Here is a 15,325-nt window from a genome sequence, read left to right on the forward strand (position 1 = left end):
CCTAGGCTCCGCAGCTGGATCCCCAAAACCCGCCCCAGGGCGGGTTTTTTTGTGTGTTCGAACCACACGACGGCGAATCATCACTGCCTAGCATTCGCCCTCTTCAGGCTCAGGTGCAACGACGTGACGCAACTGGCCGTGAGAGAACTGCCGCTGTTCCCGCTGCCGGATGTGGTGCTCTTCCCCCAGGAAGTGCTGCCGTTGCACATCTTTGAGCCGAGGTACCGGATGATGCTGCGCACGGTCCTGGAGAGCGACCGGCGTTTCGGGGTGGTCCGCTGGGACCCCCAGGAAGGAACGATGGCGAGCGTGGGCTGTTGCGCTGAGATCCTCCAGTGCCAGACCCAGGACGATGACCGTAGTTACATCGTCACGATGGGCCAACAGCGCTTCAGGTTGTTGGAGGTGGTCCGTGAGGCCCCCTTCAAGGTCGGCCTGGTGAGCTGGATCGAAGACGATCAGCCTGACGACCACGCCCAACTGCAGGATCTCTCGGGCGAAGTCAGCAGTGCTCTTAAGGACGTAGTGGAGCTGACCGGCAAATTGATGGGTAAACCCACCAGCCTCCCCAACGATCTGCCTGATTTACCCAGGGAGCTCTCGTATTGGATTGGCTCGCACCTGGGGGGCCCCGTGGCCGATCAACAGCAAGCCCTACTGGAGATCACCAACACCGAAGAACGGCTGCGCCAGGAGTTCGAGCTGCTGGATGAGACCCGCCGCCAGCTCGCCGCACGAACGGTCTTGGAGTCAACCCTGAGGGATCTGAAGGCCGGCGAGAGCGAGGAGAACTGAGATGCAAACCAGTGCCGTGTTGGCGCTGCTCAGCCCCTGGGCGAGCGGCGTCATGCTCATGATCGCCGTTGCGGCTGTACTGCTGTTGGTGGGTCTGGCGATTTGGTCAGCGCGAGATCGTGCTTTTGAGAGCACCGCCAGCGTGGCTGAGGCCTACGACCGCTGGACCGACGACCAACTGCTCGAGCGGCTTTGGGGCGATCACGTGCATCTGGGCCACTACGGCTCCCCCCCGCAATCCAGAGACTTCCGAGCCGCCAAGGCTGACTTCGTCCACGAACTGGTGCGCTGGAGCGGCTTGGATCAACTTCCCCCCGGCAGCACCGTCTTGGATGTGGGCTGCGGCATCGGTGGCAGTGCCCGGATCCTGGCCCGCGACTACGGCCTGAATGTGCTCGGCATCAGCATCAGCCCAGGACAAATCGAACGGGCCCAGCAACTCACCCCTGAAGGCCTGAGCTGCCGCTTCGCCGTGATGAATGCCCTGGATCTGCAGCTGGAGAACGGCAGTTTTGATGCGGTCTGGAGCGTGGAAGCTGGCCCCCACATGCCGGACAAACAGCGCTACGCCGATGAACTGCTGCGGGTTCTCAAACCCGGCGGTCTGCTGGCTGTGGCCGACTGGAACCGCCGCGATCCTGAGGTCAAGCCCCTGAACCGCAAGGAGCGCTGGGTGATGCACCAGCTCCTGGTGCAGTGGGCCCACCCGGAGTTCGCCAGCATCCCAGGTTTTCGCCGCAACCTTGAGCAGAGCCGCTGGAGCAGCGGTGCCCTCGTGGAAACCGCCGATTGGAGCCGCGAGACCCTGCCCTCTTGGATCGAGTCGATCCTTGAAGGAGTCCGCAGACCCAGGGCCGTCCTGGGTCTTGGCCCCAAAGCCGTCTTGATGGGGCTGCGGGAATCCCCCACCCTGCTGCTGATGCACTGGGGCTTCGCCACTGGAATGATGCAGTTCGGCGTCTTTCGAACCCGCAAACCCTCGGCCTAGAGCTGGGTCATCGGGTAGGCACCAAACACCGCCAGGTGCTCACAGAGGGGCCTGAGCTCCTCCATGGCCTGATGCAGGGGCTCCGGTCCATCCGGGAGCTCCAGGTCCACAAAAAAGATGTATTCGCCCATCTCCCGCTTGGAGGGGCGGGACTCGATCCGGCTCATGTTCAAGCCACGGTGCGCGAAACATGCCAGGGCTTTGAGTAGGGCACCGGGCTGGTTGGCCTGTAGGGAGAAGGCCAAGCTGGCCAGCTCCCCATGCCAATTGCGTTCCCCCTGACGGAGCAGCAAAAAGCGGGTGCAGTTGCCGGGCACATCATTGATGGGGTAGGCCAGCTCCTTGAGGCCATGATCCTTGGCGGCCTGCTGGGAAGCGATGGCCGCCCGGAAATGACTGCCGGCGACCATTCGTGCAGCCTCGGCGGTGGAGCTGGTGGGCAGCTGCAGGGCATTGGGCAGGTTGTTGCTCAGCCAGAGGCTGCACTGCGCCAAGGCCTGGGGGTGGGAGAGCACTTCACTGACCCCATCGACACTGCCGCTCCCGACGAGGGCGTGACGAATGGGAAGGACCACCGCCCGTGAAATCTCCAGCTCGGGGTGCTCCCACAGGGCGTCCAGGGAAGCGGTGACCCCACCTTCCACCGAGTTCTCGACGGGGACCACGGCGGCATCAACCCGGCCTGCCGCCAGGGCCTGGATCACCGCGCGAATCCCCGTCTGGGGGAGCAGTTCAGGTGTCTCCCACTGCTCCAGCTGCGCGAAGGCCTGGGCCGCCTGCTCCCCATAGGTGCCCACCGGACCAAGAAAAGCAATGCGCATGGGGCTGATCGGGCCGTGCTCGATAGGATCATGGCCCCTCGGCCGACCTTTGATGCCTCTGGCCTTCAGTGCCAGCCAAGCCTTGCAGTTGCCGGTGCAGCAGAACGCACAGCGTTTGGCTGCCTACCTGGACGACGAGGAGCAGGTCATTGAAGCCCTGCTCGAGGCCGAGCAGCTCAGCAAGATCGCACCTGGGCGCTATCGCTACACGGTGACCAAGCTGCAGGTCTTTCAACTGCAGATTCAACCTGTGGTGGACCTGGTAGCCCGCCGCAGCCCCAACCGCATCGAGCTCGAAGCCATCGACTGTCAGCTCGAAGGGCTGGGAGTCGTCGACGATTTCCAGCTCAGCCTGGGCTCATGGCTTGAAGCGCGAGACGGCGCCTTGGTTGGGGAGGCCAGCCTGGCGGTGAGTGTCAGCCAACCCAGCCTGCTGAAACTGATCCCAGCAAAAGTGCTGGAAGCCACGGGACGCTCACTGCTGGCAGGCATCTTGCTGGGCATCAAAACCCGGGTGGGACAGCAACTGATCAGCGATTTTCAGCGCTGGTGCAAGCAGCACGCCATCAACCCTGCAGGCGTCGAGGCCTAAGCCGCCAGCACCTTGCGCAGAAAACTGTGGCGATGGAGGACTGTTGGGCCGAGGGAGAGCACAGCGGCCCGATGTTGTGCTGTGCCATATCCGGCATGGCGCTCAAAGCCGTAACCCGGATAGCGCTCTGACAATCGCACCAACAGGGCATCCCGGGCCTGCTTAGCCAGCACACTGGCCGCCGCAATCTCAAGGTGCGCGCTGTCGCCTCGCACGACTGTCTCCTGGGAGCCAGCCCAGAGGCGCAGGGAAAGGTTCCCATCCACCAAGACATGCTCTGGAGCCGGAGAACCCAGGCGCTGCAAGGCCCGCAGCATGGCCCGTTCAGTGGCGCTGCGGATCCCCACTCCATCAATTTCCTGAGCGGAGGCCTGCCCTAGAGCCCACGCCTCCGCCAGCTCCACGATCAAAGGGACCAACAGGGCCCGCCGCTTGGCCGAGAGCGCTTTGCTGTCGGTCAAACCCGCCGCGGCCAGGGTCTCTCGAGCGGGATCGCTCAAGACCACAGCCCCAGCAAAGACAGGGCCGAACCAACAGCCCCGTCCGACTTCATCGACGCCAGCGATCCGCATCGCCGCCGCAGGCCTCAGTCGCTGGCCGATGAACGGCGACGGCGACGACGGGGCTCTCCGTTGTCGTCGGTCTCGTCTGCCGGAGGGCTCGAGACCACAGCGGCTTCAGCCACAGGAGCTTCGGTGACAGCCACGGCACCGCTGGAGGTGCTGGCACTACTGCGGCTCCGGGTGCGAGTCCGGCCCGTGCGGGCTGGAGCCGGCTCGTCTTGGGCCGGCGAAGCCGATGTATTGGTGATCGCCACCGTGGTCAGCGGGGCCTCCGTGATCGCCACTTCCGTGATCGAAACGGTGGGGAGCGGCGTGATCGCCACACCGGTGGGTTCGACCTGAGCAACGGCCACCGGAGCGGGCACCGCGCCGTTGGTGTTGGCGTTCTGTCCACCGCGACCTCGGCGACGGCGGCGGGGACCAGCAGCGGCCAACTGCTGACGGGCCTCATCCAGGACCGCATCAGCGTCTTGCCCCGGACGGACCACTCGAACCATCAAGTTGTCGGGATTCGGAGCAGGATCCAGGAGCAGGGCTGGGTTGAGACCCAACCAGCCATAGACCAATTCCTGTTCAGGTTCCATCGGGACAGCGACCAGTTCGGGCTCAGGCCGGCGGTTGTGGCCTTCCGAGCTGCTGGTCGTGGCGACAGGATCAGCCTGGCCAGCGGCCACCAAACCACTGTCTTCGTAACCCGTGGTGACGTCCCCATCGGAGCTGCGTCCACCGCGACCCCGACCGCGGCGGCGGCCGCCGCTGCCGCCCTCCAGGGCCACAGGGGTCGAGGCTTCAGCACGGGCCGAGGCAGCCGAGCGAACCAAGCCCGACACGCTGGCCAGGGGTTGAAGGGTGTCTTGCCCGGGCAGGACCACCACACGACCCAGACCACCGCAGCTGGGACAGGCCCGACCGAAGAGTTCGTAAATGTTCTGGCCCTGGCGCTTGCGGGTGAGCTCCACCAAGCCCAGTTCACTGATCTGAGCGATCTGGGGACGGGCTGAATCCGAGCGGACTTCAGAGGTGAAGTGCTCCAGCAGTTGCAGCTGATCGCGGCGCGACTCCATATCGATGAAGTCGATGATCACGACACCACCAATGTTGCGCAGTTTCAGCTGACGGGCGATCTCGGTCGCCGCCTCGTAGTTGGTCCAGAGGACGGTCTCGCGCGCATTGGCCGAACGGGTGAAGGAGCCCGAGTTGACGTCAATCACCGTCAGGGCCTCGGTGGGCTCGATGATCACGTAGCCGCCCGAAGGCAGATCCACCCGAGGCTTCAGGGCATCGCGGATGGCCGCATTGACCTTGTAGTGCTCAAGGATCTCGGTGGGCTCGCTGTGGTGCTCCACCAGCACCTGATGGGGATCGCTGCCCAAGAAGGTGTTGACCCGGGAGACCGCGTTCTGGGCATCCACGACGATCCGAGCCACCTCAGGGGTGTAGTGGTCCCGCAGGATGCGGTGGATGAAGTCGTCGTCGCGGTTCAGCAGAACCGGAGGCGTTGCGGATTCGGCCGCCGTCTGAATGGCTTCCCACTGGCGCAGCAGCGCCTCGAGATCGTCGATCAGCAGCTCTTCGCTGATGCCTTCGGCTTCAGTACGGATCAGCAGACCCGCACCGGGGGGCTTGATCAGCACACCCAGGGCGCGGAGACGATTGCGCTCGCTTTCAGCCGTGATCCGGCGGGAGATATTGACGCCCTGGCCATGGGGCTGCAGCACCAAAAAACGACCAGGAAGGGTGAGGTTGCCGGTCAGGCGAGGGCCCTTGGTGCCGGTGGGCTCCTTCATCACCTGGACGAGAACCTTCTGCCGGGGCTCGAGCAGCTCTGTGATGCCAACGGTGCCTTTCTTCAGGCGAAGGGGACCGAGATCGGAAACATGAATAAAACCGTTCTTCTCGCCCTCTCCGATATTGACGAAGGCGGCATCAATGCCGGGCAGAACGTTCTCGATCGTCCCGAGATAGACGTCGCCGATTTGGTAAAGGCCCTGTGCGACGACAAGCTCGTCGACACGCTCATCGGTGAGAACGGCGGCAATGCGCAGTTGCTCGGCGATGACGATCTGCTGGGGCATGGAAGGTCAGGAAAGGACCTGCACAAGGCAGGCGGGGTTAAGAAATGACTGGACGAACGCAGTGCGTTGGTCTGAGACAGAGATCTGATCGCGGCATCGCCGATGCCGGGAGACTCCTGCCAGTGGGATGTGAGAAAAGCTCAGAACGCGACGCCGAGGCTGAGGCTGCGGCGAAAGGTGAGGGCGTTGAACCAGCGAGGTTGAACGCGAAAAAGTTGCGGGTGCCAATTGGTGCCCGTCTGAACAGCGCCGCCGAGAGCGACTTTCAGGAAGGGAAACTCGTGAAAGCTGCTGAGGAGGTTCCGATCGCTTTCAGCCAACGTCGGCTGGCTGGGCGAGGGAGAGATCGACTAACCGGCTTCGGTCAAAGATCTGCCGTCCTGTTTGCAAACTAGCACGCTTGATTTCAACAGCCAGAAGGGGTTTGCAGCAGTAACGAGCGCCGCCGCAGGCCCACCATCGCCAGCGGCCGACCCAAGCTGCGCGAGAACCAATGCTGAAGCTGTTCCGGCTTCAAACTGCGGCCGGCTGGATCGACCACGGCGCTGTAGTGCAGCACCTGACGGTCCGGATCATCCGCCGAGCGGGGGAGCAGCTCAAGCTCCCCGAGGTAGGGACGCAGGTCCCGTTGCCGGGGCCGACCTTTCTTGTCGGTGTCCTCCCAAATCCAGCTCTCCTCTGCCAACAGCTCCGACACCGCCTCTTGCCAAGCCTCGAGAGACGCAATGGCATGCCCCTGCTCCACACGCATCTCGACCGCCCAGGTCGCGCCAGAGAGCTCCTGCGACAGGCTTGAACCAAAGACCTCAACGGGCTTGACCTCAAGCAGCGCGAATCCAGGGGGCAATTGGCGCTGAAGCTGCTGGCGAGCCGACTCGGGCTCCAATGGAACAGTGAACTCCACATCCATCCATTCCCCATCCGCCTCAGCACCCAGGGGTAGAGCCAAGGCGAACTGAACCCGGGGCAGGGGATGGAAGCCTCCGGTAAAGCTCACCGGCAAGGCCGATCGGCGCAGGGCGCGCTCCATCAGGCGCACGAGATCGAGGTGACTGAGCAAGGCCAAGGAACCGGTCTTGGCAAAGCGGAAGCGCAGGCGTTGCACGCGCTCACTAGCCGGGGGGCGCTGGGGGCTCGGTTCGGGAATCTCAGGAGGAGCGACCACCACGTTGTGGCCCAAATCGGGACCACAGACCCCACAGCTGCTGCAACCGTCAAAGGAACAGTCCGGGACTACTGCCGCGGCCAGGGCATTGCGCAGGTCCTCCGCGAGCCAGCTTTTCTCCACCCCTGAATCGATGTGATCCCAAGGCAGGGGCTGGGCGCAGAAAGCCGCCAGATCACCAGGGTCCATCCCCTCGGCAGAGCTCCATTCCCCCATCTCGTGCTCGCGGTAGCGCCCGCCCAAATCGGCCGCCTCGATCGCATCGGTCCAGGCCTGATAGGTGCGATCCGCTGCTTCGAACCAGGCATCCAAACCCGCCCCGGCGCGCCAGGCCGCCTCAATCACGGGAGCGAGGCGCCGGTCCCCCCGCCCGACAAAGTCCTCCATCGCCGAGAGGCGCACATCGGTGAAGTTCGTCTTCAGACCGCGCAACTGACGCAGGGCCTGGCGCAACAGCTGCTGACGACGCACAAATTCAGCCGTGCTGACGCTGTGCCACTGGAATGGGGTATGGGGCTTGGGCGTGAAATTACTGATGGTCAGGTTGAGCTCCAACCGCCCCAGGTCCCGGCACTGCTGCTGCAACGACCTGCAGGTCTCGGCGATGCCCAGGACGTCGGCATCGGTTTCACCCGGCAGGCCGATCATGAAATAGAGCTTGACCTTGCGGTAGCCGCTCTCCATGGCGGTACGAATCCCCCGCAGCAGCTCTGCATCGGTCAAGCCCTTATTGACGATGTCCCTCAGCCGCTGGGTGCCGGCCTCCGGCGCAAAGGTCAGACCAGCCCGGCGGGTGCCGCCAAGGATGTGGGCAATGTTGCTGTCGAAGCGATCGACCCGCTGACTCGGCAAGGTCAAGGTGACGTTCTTATCCGCGAGGCGGTTGCGTAGCTCCACCCCCACCGCCGGCAGAGCCAAATAGTCCGAGCAGCTGAGCGAAAGCAGGGAGAAGTCCGAATAGCCCGTGCGCTCCATGCCCGTCTCAATGGCCTCCACCACGGCCTGCGGTTCCACGTCCCGGGCCGGACGGGTCAGCATCCCCGGCTGGCAGAAACGGCAGCCGCGGGTGCAGCCGCGACGGATCTCGACGGTGAGACGATCGTGCACCGTCTCGATGTGGGGAACCAGGCCCATGGCGTAGTGAGGCATGGGCGTGGCGGTGCGGCGCATGACCCGCTTGGGCACCCCCGGATGCAGCGGCTGCTGACTGACCCCATCGGAACCCGGGCCATACAAGGAAGGGACATAGACCCCCGGCACCTGGGAGAGATCCCGCAACAAAGCGCTGCGGCTCAGGCCCGCAGCCTTGGCTTCTGCCACAACGAGACCCAACTCTGGGAGCACCTCTTCACCGTCCCCCAGAACGATGAAGTCGAAGAAGGCGGCGAAGGGCTCTGGGTTGCTCGTGGCGGTGGGACCGCCGGCAAAGATCAGTGGAGGGGCGTCTGGATCCGCAAGAGGCAGATCGCCGCGATCAGCGGCCCGCACGGGGACATGGGCCAACTCCAACATCGCCAGGATGTTGGTCGCCCCCAACTCGTAACTCAGGGAGAAGCCAAGGATGTCGAAGGCGGGAAGCGGCCGACGGCTCTCCACGGCAAAGAGGGGCTGACCCCGCTCACGCAAGCGCTCCGAAAGATCAGGGCCTGGCAGATAACTGCGATCACACAACTGGCCTGGAACGCTGTTGAGGATCGAATAAAGAATGATGTGACCGGTATTGCTGGAGCCGACCTCGTAGATCTCGGGGTAGGTCAGGGCCCAGCGCACGGCAGCGGCGGGCCAGACCTGATCCCAGTCGCGCTCCTGAACCCCGAGTTCGTTGCCCAGATAGCGGCCCGGCTTGGCAATGCTGCGATCCACCAAGGCATCGAAATCCACCGGTGCATCGAAAACGGCGGTCACAGCAGCAGGCCTTGGCACTGACTTGATCGTATGCAGAGGCACCCCCAGGCGGCCCCCTCCGCATAGGACAATCCGGCCAGTACAACCGGGCCCGCGCGGCCCCTCGGTGAGATGGCCCAGGTCAACGGCAACTATCTGAAGCTCAAAGCGGGCTACCTCTTCCCTGAAATCGCCCGCCGCGTCAAGGCGTTCAGCGAAGCCAATCCCAACGCTCCGATCATTCGCCTGGGCATTGGCGATGTCACCGAGCCCCTACCTGAGGCCTGCCGCAACGCCATGAAGTCGGCCATCGATGAGATGGGGACCCGTGAAGGCTTCCATGGTTATGGCCCCGAGCAGGGCTACGCCTGGCTGCGCGAGAAGATCGCGGCCAACGATTTCCAGGCCCGCGGCTGCACCATCAGCGCCGAGGAGATCTTTGTCTCCGACGGCTCGAAGTGCGATAGCTCCAACATCCTCGACATCCTGGGTGCCGGCAACCGGATCGCCGTCACCGACCCCGTCTACCCGGTGTACGTCGACAGCAACGTCATGGCGGGCCGCACGGGCGATGCCGATGACGCCGGCCAGTACGGCGGTCTGACCTACCTGCCCATTAGCGCCGAGAACGGCTTCACCGCCCAGATCCCATCCGAGAAGGTGGATCTGATCTACCTCTGCTTCCCCAACAACCCCACCGGTGCGGTGGCCTCCAAGGAGCAGCTCAAGGCCTGGGTGGACTACGCCCGTGCCAACGACGCCTTGATCCTGTTTGACGCGGCCTACGAGGCCTTCATTCAGGACCCCTCGCTGCCCCACTCCATCTATGAGATCGAAGGTGCCCGGGACTGCGCCATCGAGTTCCGCTCCTTCTCCAAGAATGCCGGTTTCACCGGCACCCGCTGCGCCCTGACCGTGGTGCCCCGTGGACTGATGGGCACCGCCGCCAATGGCGAGAAGGTGGAACTCTGGGGCCTGTGGAACCGCCGTCAGTGCACCAAGTTCAACGGTGTCAGCTACATCGTTCAACGCGGCGCCGAAGCGGTTTATTCCGCTGAAGGTCAGGCCCAGGTGAAGGGGCTGATCAGCTTCTACATGGAGAACGCCGCCATCATTCGCCGCGAACTCAGCGGTGCGGGTCTGACGGTCTACGGCGGCGAGCAGGCCCCCTATGTCTGGATCAAAACCCCCGCAGGCGTTGACTCCTGGGGCTTCTTCGATCTGCTCCTGAGCCAAGCCAACGTGGTCGGCACCCCCGGCAGTGGTTTTGGTGCCGCCGGCGAGGGCTATTTCCGTCTTTCGGCCTTCAACAGCCGCGAGAACGTCAACGAAGCCATGCGCCGGATCAAGGAAGCCCTGGCCCCTTCTGCTGCTGCGGCCTGAACAGCTGACTAAAGTCCCTACCTCGTCATGCCGGAGCTGATCAGGATGATCCGATCAACTCAGACGCCCAGCCGCGAAAGCGGCGGCGCCGCTGTGATGGAGAAAGCGCCGGAGCGGGTGCGCAAACCCTCGCCCCGCTACAAGGTGCTGCTCCACAACGACCCGGTGAACACCATGGAGTATGTGGTGACCACCCTGCGGCAGGTGGTGCCCTCCCTCAGTGAGCAGGACGCCATTGCCGTGATGATGGAAGCCCACAACACCGGGGTGGGCCTGGTGATCGTCTGCGACATCGAGCCGGCGGAGTTTTACAGCGAAACCCTCAAGGCCAAGGGCCTGAGCAGCACGATCGAACCCGAAGAGTGATGCAGGCCCCCACCAGATCAACCTTGCACTGGTGGGGAACGCTCCTCTATGTCCCCGTGCTCTACGGGCTGGGTTGGCTGAGCGCAAGGCCGCTGGCGTTGGTCTTTCCGCAATGGCGTCCTGACCAGGTGGACCTTGCTGGGGTTGTCGTGGCACTGCTATTGCTGCTGCTCACCCTCCCTTGGCGCTTGCGCCGGAGCTGGGGCATCGAGCATCCCTGGCAAGAGCTCGGGGTTGTCGTCCCTGCCGCTTCGGGCCTACGAGCCTTCCTTCGTGGGTTGCTGAAGGCCACTGCACTTCTTTTTGGCGTGGTGGTGGTCCTCCTGCTCAGCGGCAAGAGCGAATGGCAGGGACAACTCACGGCGGGACAACTTCTCAATGCCATCGCCCTTCTGCTTGGGGTGGGCTTTGCCGAGGAGTTGCTCTTTCGGGGTTGGCTCTGGGGTGAGCTGGAACTGCTCGGGGGCCGGCAGCGGGCCATCGGTCTGCAGGCCGCCTTCTTTGCCCTGGTGCATCCCTGGTATCAGCTCCCCGGCTTCGATTCCATCAGCTTGCTGGTGGGGCTGGTGCTCCTGGGGCTTGCCCTGGCCCTGCAACGGCGGGCCGACCACGGTGCGCTCTGGGGCTCGGTTGGGCTCCACGGCGGACTGGTCGGGGGCTGGTTTGCCCTGCAAGCCGGCCTGATCAGCGTTCCGGCGATGGGCCCCGCTTGGCTCCTGGGTCCCGGCGGGGCCAATCCCAACCCGATCGGAGGCCTCCTGGGCTGGGCCGGGCTGGCGGGGTTAATCCTGGTGCGTCGCCACTGGTGGCGCTGAGCTAGCGGGTCGCCGTCGCCAAGGCCTTGCGGCCTTCAACTGGTGCACGCAGCGCTTCTTCGAGTGGAGCTGCGCCGTAGTCACGCTCAAGCAGTTCCATCACGGTGCGACCGAAGTCGGCGGGATTGCGCTCAAAGGCCTCCAGACAGATGCGGCCAAACGTGCTGCCCATCGGTTCGGGATTCCAAAGCAGTTGCCGTGCCGTCCAGGGGAGCATGCTCATCGGGTTGTAGCCGGGCTTGATCAGGCCCTGATCGAAGCCGTACTGCTCCAGATGGGTGTGGGGCTGCAGACCGATGAAAAAGATCGCCGGCTCCACCTTGTCGGCACCAAAAATGCGCTCCAGTTCGCGGTGGTAGGCGACGGTTTGGCGAATCGTCTCCGGACGCTCGTCAATGACATTGAACGAGTAGTTGACCGAGACGTGTTCCCGGAAGCCCGCCTCAGCGAGCAGACGGCAGTTCTCGAGAACCGTGCGCAGGTTGTAGCCCATCCGCATCTTGCGCACGAGCTCCTGGGAGCCGGAGGTGATGCCGATCTCGAAGTAGTCCATACCGGTCTCGACCATCAACTGGGCGAGCTCGGCATCGAGGTTGTCGGCTCGGATGTAGGCCGCCCAGCGAATGTCGGTCCAGCCTTGGGCCTTCACCGCCCGCAGCAGCTCCTTGGCATCGTCGATGTAGCGGCGAGCCGGGATGAATTGGGCATCGGTGAACCAGAACCCGCGCACCCCACGGCGATAGAGCTGATGCATCTCAGCAATCACCTCATCGACGGGATTGACCCGGACTGCCTTGCCTTCCACCACCGTGTAGACGCAGTAGCAGCAGTTGTGGGGGCAGCCCCGCTTGGTCTGAACGCCGACGTAGAAGTCACCCCCGTCGAGGTACCAATCGAGCTGCGGCCAAATTGAGGCGATGTAGTCGTAGTCGCAGGCCGTCTTCTCCATCCCGGAGGGCTGCTCGTGGATCAGGCCCGGACGGGGCGGTTCCCCCGCCAGGAAACAGCGCTCATTCGCCAGAGACTCCCCGCGCAGGAGCTTGTCCAGCAACGGTTCCCCTTCACCGACAGAAACGACGGTCCCCCGGGGGAGACGTTTGCCGAGCTGCTCATAAAAAACGCTGACCGCACCACCGCCTAGAACGGCTTGCGCCTCAGGGTGATAACGCCGCGCCCGCTTGAGACCACGACGCACCAGGCGCAAATTGCGCCAGAGCTCCCCATAGAACGAGGCCATCAGGCGTAAACCGCCCAAGGCGCCGCGCAACCGGCGAACAGGATTCAGGGCGTAGAAGACCTCAAACGAGTTTTGAAGGGGATTGCCTCCGCGGCCATCCACTGGGGCATAGATCTGGATGTCGCGCCAGGAGAAGACCAGCACCGTGGGCTGGAAACTCTCAATGCGCTCCAGCAACACCGCCTCGACATCCAGCAAGGGGACCGCCGCCAGATCAAGGATCTGCTGCGGCAACGCGGGAAATTGCTTGTGCAGGTGATCGGCCAGATACACCGGGCCGATCGGGAAAATCGGATTGCACGGGAGCCGCACGAGCAACACCCGCTGATCAGCTGGCGGTAGTGGTCTCAAGCTGCGACGCCCATGGCGAAGTTGGACGCTAACAAGCAGCTGTTGCCCAACGTTGCTGGAGCTTTTGGTCGATCCGCTCCACTCTCGTCCGTAGGGCAATGGGCAAACGCTGCCACCAGCGGCGATGAACACAGGTGCGGGGCCTGAGTTGCCGGCCAGACGCTTCAACCACCGCCTGAAGCTCCCCAATGGTCGGTTGTGGATAGGCCGGATTGATCACATCGGCAAGATCGATCCCGCCCAGGTCATCGATGCCTGCGGCCAGGGCGGAGGGAAGCGCCGCTAAAGGCCAGAGGTTGGGAGGCGTCTGCAGATGAACCTCCGGCGGGAGCAACTCGCGGGCCACCGCGATCAATTCCAAAAGATCTGCCTGCTCTTCAGAAGAGAGCGCAACGGCTGAAACGCCATCAGGGCGCCAGGGCTGAAGAATCACCTCCTGCACATGACCCCAACGCAGCTGCAAATCCCTCAAGAGCTCGAGGGCCTCGATCCGACTGGCGCGGGTTTCGCCAACTCCAAGAAGCAGTCCTGTGGTGAAAGGAATGCCCAGACGACCGGCCTGCTCGAGCTGAGCGACTCGAACCTCAAGTCGCTTGCTGGGGGCATGGGCATGCAATGGGACATAGGCCGGCCCGAGGCCTTCGAGCATCAATCCGAGGGATGGATTGCAGCGGCCGAGGCGTGCCATCTCCCTCGAACTGAGAGGACCAGCATTGGTGTGTGGCAGCCGCCCCTGGTGAAGAGCGAGCTGACTGAAATGCAGCAAACGAGCAAACCAAGCGGAACGACCCGGTGAGCCAGGCGCCTCCTCGCCGCTCAAGAGCAACACCTCAGCGGCAGCGGGGCGCTGGCTGAGGTGTTGCTGGGCCTGCTCAACCGTCAAGGGGACAGCCAGCTCCGGAGAAACACGGAAACTGCAGTAGCCGCACTGGTTGAAGCAGCCGTGGGTCGGCACCAACGTGACACTGGGGCTCCAGGTAACAGCAGCGTCAGGCAGCACAGGGGGGCGGAGCAAGCAGCAGAACTAATGCCACCGATTAGCAGGGCTGGGGGCGCGGCGAGCCTGAGAACGCGTTACGCGTCGCAATGTGGCGCAAAAACCCGTTACATTGGCGATGGCAGGGCGGGTTACCGACCTGTCCTTCCCTGACCGCCAAGCGTTCGCGCGAGGCCTTTCTTTCCCGTACTCATGACGACCACCATCCAGCAGCGCCAAGGCGCTTCTGCGTGGAACCAGTTCTGCGAGTGGGTCACCAGCACCGACAACCGCCTCTATGTGGGTTGGTTCGGCGTTCTGATGATTCCCTGCCTGCTGGCCGCCACCATCTGCTTCATCGTTGCCTTCGTGGCAGCACCCCCCGTCGACATCGACGGCATCCGTGAGCCTGTTGCCGGCTCCCTGATCTACGGCAACAACATCATCTCTGGCGCTGTTATCCCCAGCAGCAACGCCATTGGTCTGCACTTCTATCCCATCTGGGAAGCTGCCAGCCTCGACGAGTGGCTGTACAACGGCGGTCCTTTCCAGCTGGTTGTTTTCCACTTCCTCATCGGCATCTACGCCTACATGGGTCGTGAGTGGGAACTCTCCTACCGCCTCGGCATGCGCCCCTGGATCTGCGTTGCTTACAGCGCACCCGTGGCTGCTGCTTCCGCTGTGTTCCTGGTGTATCCCTTCGGTCAGGGCTCCTTCTCGGACGCCATGCCCCTCGGCATCTCCGGCACCTTCAACTACATGCTGGTGTTCCAGGCTGAGCACAACATCCTGATGCACCCCTTCCACATGCTTGGTGTGGCTGGTGTCTTCGGTGGTTCCCTGTTCTCCGCCATGCACGGCTCCCTGGTGACCTCCTCCCTGGTGCGTGAAACCACCGAGAGCGAGTCCCAGAACTACGGCTACAAGTTCGGCCAAGAGGAAGAGACCTACAACATCGTGGCTGCCCACGGTTACTTCGGTCGCCTGATCTTCCAATACGCCTCCTTCAACAACAGCCGCAGCCTGCACTTCTTCCTGGCTGCCTGGCCTGTGGTTGGCATCTGGTTCACCGCCCTGGGCGTGAGCACCATGGCGTTCAACCTGAACGGCTTCAACTTCAACCAGTCGATCCTGGATTCCCAGGGTCGTGTGCTGAACACCTGGGCTGACGTGCTGAACCGCGCCAACCTCGGTATGGAAGTGATGCACGAGCGCAACGCTCACAACTTCCCCCTCGACCTGGCTGCTGCTGAGTCCACTCCTGTGGCTCTGCAAGCTCCCGCCATCGGCTGAGGCTGAACCCCAAAAACGATT

General features: G+C 63.5%; 13 protein-coding genes. 7 read left to right on the forward strand and 6 right to left on the reverse strand.

What is annotated here, in order from left to right; translation table 11 throughout:
• Window positions 1-123: 123 nt before the first annotated feature.
• Complete coding sequence (locus tag ACLM42_RS10140; protein WP_247909489.1) at window positions 124-795, forward strand: LON peptidase substrate-binding domain-containing protein; 672 nt, start codon at window positions 124-126, stop codon at window positions 793-795.
• Between the two features lie 52 nt (window positions 796-847).
• The gene (locus ACLM42_RS10145) at window positions 848-1,783 is read left to right on the forward strand and encodes a methyltransferase domain-containing protein (RefSeq protein ID WP_415400166.1); all 936 of its coding nucleotides are present in this window, start codon (window positions 848-850) and stop codon (window positions 1,781-1,783) included.
• On the opposite strand, the gene pheA is transcribed toward ACLM42_RS10145, so the two are convergent.
• A complete protein-coding gene (pheA, locus tag ACLM42_RS10150; RefSeq protein ID WP_415398973.1) occupies window positions 1,780-2,604 on the reverse strand; it encodes a prephenate dehydratase in 825 nt (274 codons plus the stop codon). The genes ACLM42_RS10145 and pheA overlap by 4 nt on opposite strands.
• A 52-nt stretch (window positions 2,605-2,656) precedes the next feature.
• On the opposite strand from pheA, the gene ACLM42_RS10155 reads away from it, so the two are divergent.
• The gene (locus ACLM42_RS10155; protein ID WP_247909491.1) at window positions 2,657-3,196 is read left to right on the forward strand and encodes a DUF1997 domain-containing protein; all 540 of its coding nucleotides are present in this window, start codon (window positions 2,657-2,659) and stop codon (window positions 3,194-3,196) included.
• Here the strand turns inward: ACLM42_RS10155 and ACLM42_RS10160 are convergent.
• The 3 genes from ACLM42_RS10160 to ACLM42_RS10170 form a co-directional block, all read right to left on the reverse strand.
• The gene (locus tag ACLM42_RS10160; protein WP_415398974.1) at window positions 3,193-3,768 is read right to left on the reverse strand and encodes a ribonuclease HII; all 576 of its coding nucleotides are present in this window, start codon (window positions 3,766-3,768) and stop codon (window positions 3,193-3,195) included. The two genes, ACLM42_RS10155 and ACLM42_RS10160, sit on opposite strands and share 4 nt — an antisense overlap.
• A 14-nt stretch (window positions 3,769-3,782) precedes the next feature.
• A complete protein-coding gene (locus ACLM42_RS10165; RefSeq protein ID WP_415398975.1) occupies window positions 3,783-5,834 on the reverse strand; it encodes an Rne/Rng family ribonuclease in 2,052 nt (683 codons plus the stop codon).
• Between the two features lie 406 nt (window positions 5,835-6,240).
• Window positions 6,241-8,904, reverse strand: a complete 2,664-nt coding sequence (locus ACLM42_RS10170; RefSeq protein WP_415398976.1) for a TIGR03960 family B12-binding radical SAM protein — start codon at window positions 8,902-8,904, stop codon at window positions 6,241-6,243.
• Window positions 8,905-9,015: 111 nt separating this feature from the next.
• On the opposite strand from ACLM42_RS10170, the gene ACLM42_RS10175 reads away from it, so the two are divergent.
• The 3 genes from ACLM42_RS10175 to ACLM42_RS10185 are packed head-to-tail and all read left to right on the forward strand — an operon-like array spanning window position 9,016 to window position 11,447.
• Window positions 9,016-10,266, forward strand: coding sequence for an LL-diaminopimelate aminotransferase (locus ACLM42_RS10175; RefSeq protein ID WP_415398977.1), 1,251 nt, complete (start codon window positions 9,016-9,018; stop codon window positions 10,264-10,266).
• A gap of 45 nt (window positions 10,267-10,311) precedes the next feature.
• Entirely contained in the window at window positions 10,312-10,632 is a 321-nt protein-coding gene (clpS, locus tag ACLM42_RS10180) for an ATP-dependent Clp protease adapter ClpS (protein WP_247909496.1), read from the forward strand.
• The gene (locus ACLM42_RS10185; protein ID WP_415398978.1) at window positions 10,632-11,447 is read left to right on the forward strand and encodes a lysostaphin resistance A-like protein; all 816 of its coding nucleotides are present in this window, start codon (window positions 10,632-10,634) and stop codon (window positions 11,445-11,447) included. The genes clpS and ACLM42_RS10185 overlap by 1 nt, the downstream gene beginning before the upstream one ends.
• A 1-nt stretch (window position 11,448) precedes the next feature.
• Here the strand turns inward: ACLM42_RS10185 and ACLM42_RS10190 are convergent, their stop codons facing one another.
• Window positions 11,449-13,005, reverse strand: a complete 1,557-nt coding sequence (locus ACLM42_RS10190) for a photosystem II high light acclimation radical SAM protein (RefSeq protein ID WP_415398979.1) — start codon at window positions 13,003-13,005, stop codon at window positions 11,449-11,451.
• A gap of 58 nt (window positions 13,006-13,063) precedes the next feature.
• Window positions 13,064-14,050, reverse strand: a complete 987-nt coding sequence (cofG, locus tag ACLM42_RS10195; protein ID WP_415398980.1) for a 7,8-didemethyl-8-hydroxy-5-deazariboflavin synthase subunit CofG — start codon at window positions 14,048-14,050, stop codon at window positions 13,064-13,066.
• 174 nt (window positions 14,051-14,224) lie between these two features.
• Here cofG and psbA point away from each other — a divergent pair, with 174 nt between their 5' ends.
• A complete protein-coding gene (gene psbA, locus ACLM42_RS10200; protein ID WP_247909500.1) occupies window positions 14,225-15,304 on the forward strand; it encodes a photosystem II q(b) protein in 1,080 nt (359 codons plus the stop codon).
• Window positions 15,305-15,325: the final 21 nt, after the last annotated feature.

The organism is Synechococcus sp. W4D4 (genome assembly GCF_047716805.1).
In the GTDB taxonomy this organism is placed as follows: domain Bacteria; phylum Cyanobacteriota; class Cyanobacteriia; order PCC-6307; family Cyanobiaceae; genus Vulcanococcus.

Excerpts from the sequence above, each read along its gene's own strand:
- ACLM42_RS10160 (WP_415398974.1), bottom strand. The coding sequence starts at position 3,768 with ATGCGGATCGCTGGCGTCGATGAAGTCGGACGGGGCTGTTGGTTCGGC.
- ACLM42_RS10145 (WP_415400166.1), top strand. The coding sequence starts at position 848 with ATGCTCATGATCGCCGTTGCGGCTGTACTGCTGTTGGTGGGTCTGGCG.
- ACLM42_RS10165 (WP_415398975.1), bottom strand. The coding sequence starts at position 5,834 with ATGCCCCAGCAGATCGTCATCGCCGAGCAACTGCGCATTGCCGCCGTT.
- ACLM42_RS10175 (WP_415398977.1), top strand. The coding sequence starts at position 9,016 with ATGGCCCAGGTCAACGGCAACTATCTGAAGCTCAAAGCGGGCTACCTC.
- ACLM42_RS10185 (WP_415398978.1), top strand. The coding sequence starts at position 10,632 with ATGCAGGCCCCCACCAGATCAACCTTGCACTGGTGGGGAACGCTCCTC.
- ACLM42_RS10155 (WP_247909491.1), top strand. The coding sequence starts at position 2,657 with ATGCCTCTGGCCTTCAGTGCCAGCCAAGCCTTGCAGTTGCCGGTGCAG.
- psbA (WP_247909500.1), top strand. The coding sequence starts at position 14,225 with ATGACGACCACCATCCAGCAGCGCCAAGGCGCTTCTGCGTGGAACCAG.
- pheA (WP_415398973.1), bottom strand. The coding sequence starts at position 2,604 with ATGCGCATTGCTTTTCTTGGTCCGGTGGGCACCTATGGGGAGCAGGCG.
- clpS (WP_247909496.1), top strand. The coding sequence starts at position 10,312 with ATGATCCGATCAACTCAGACGCCCAGCCGCGAAAGCGGCGGCGCCGCT.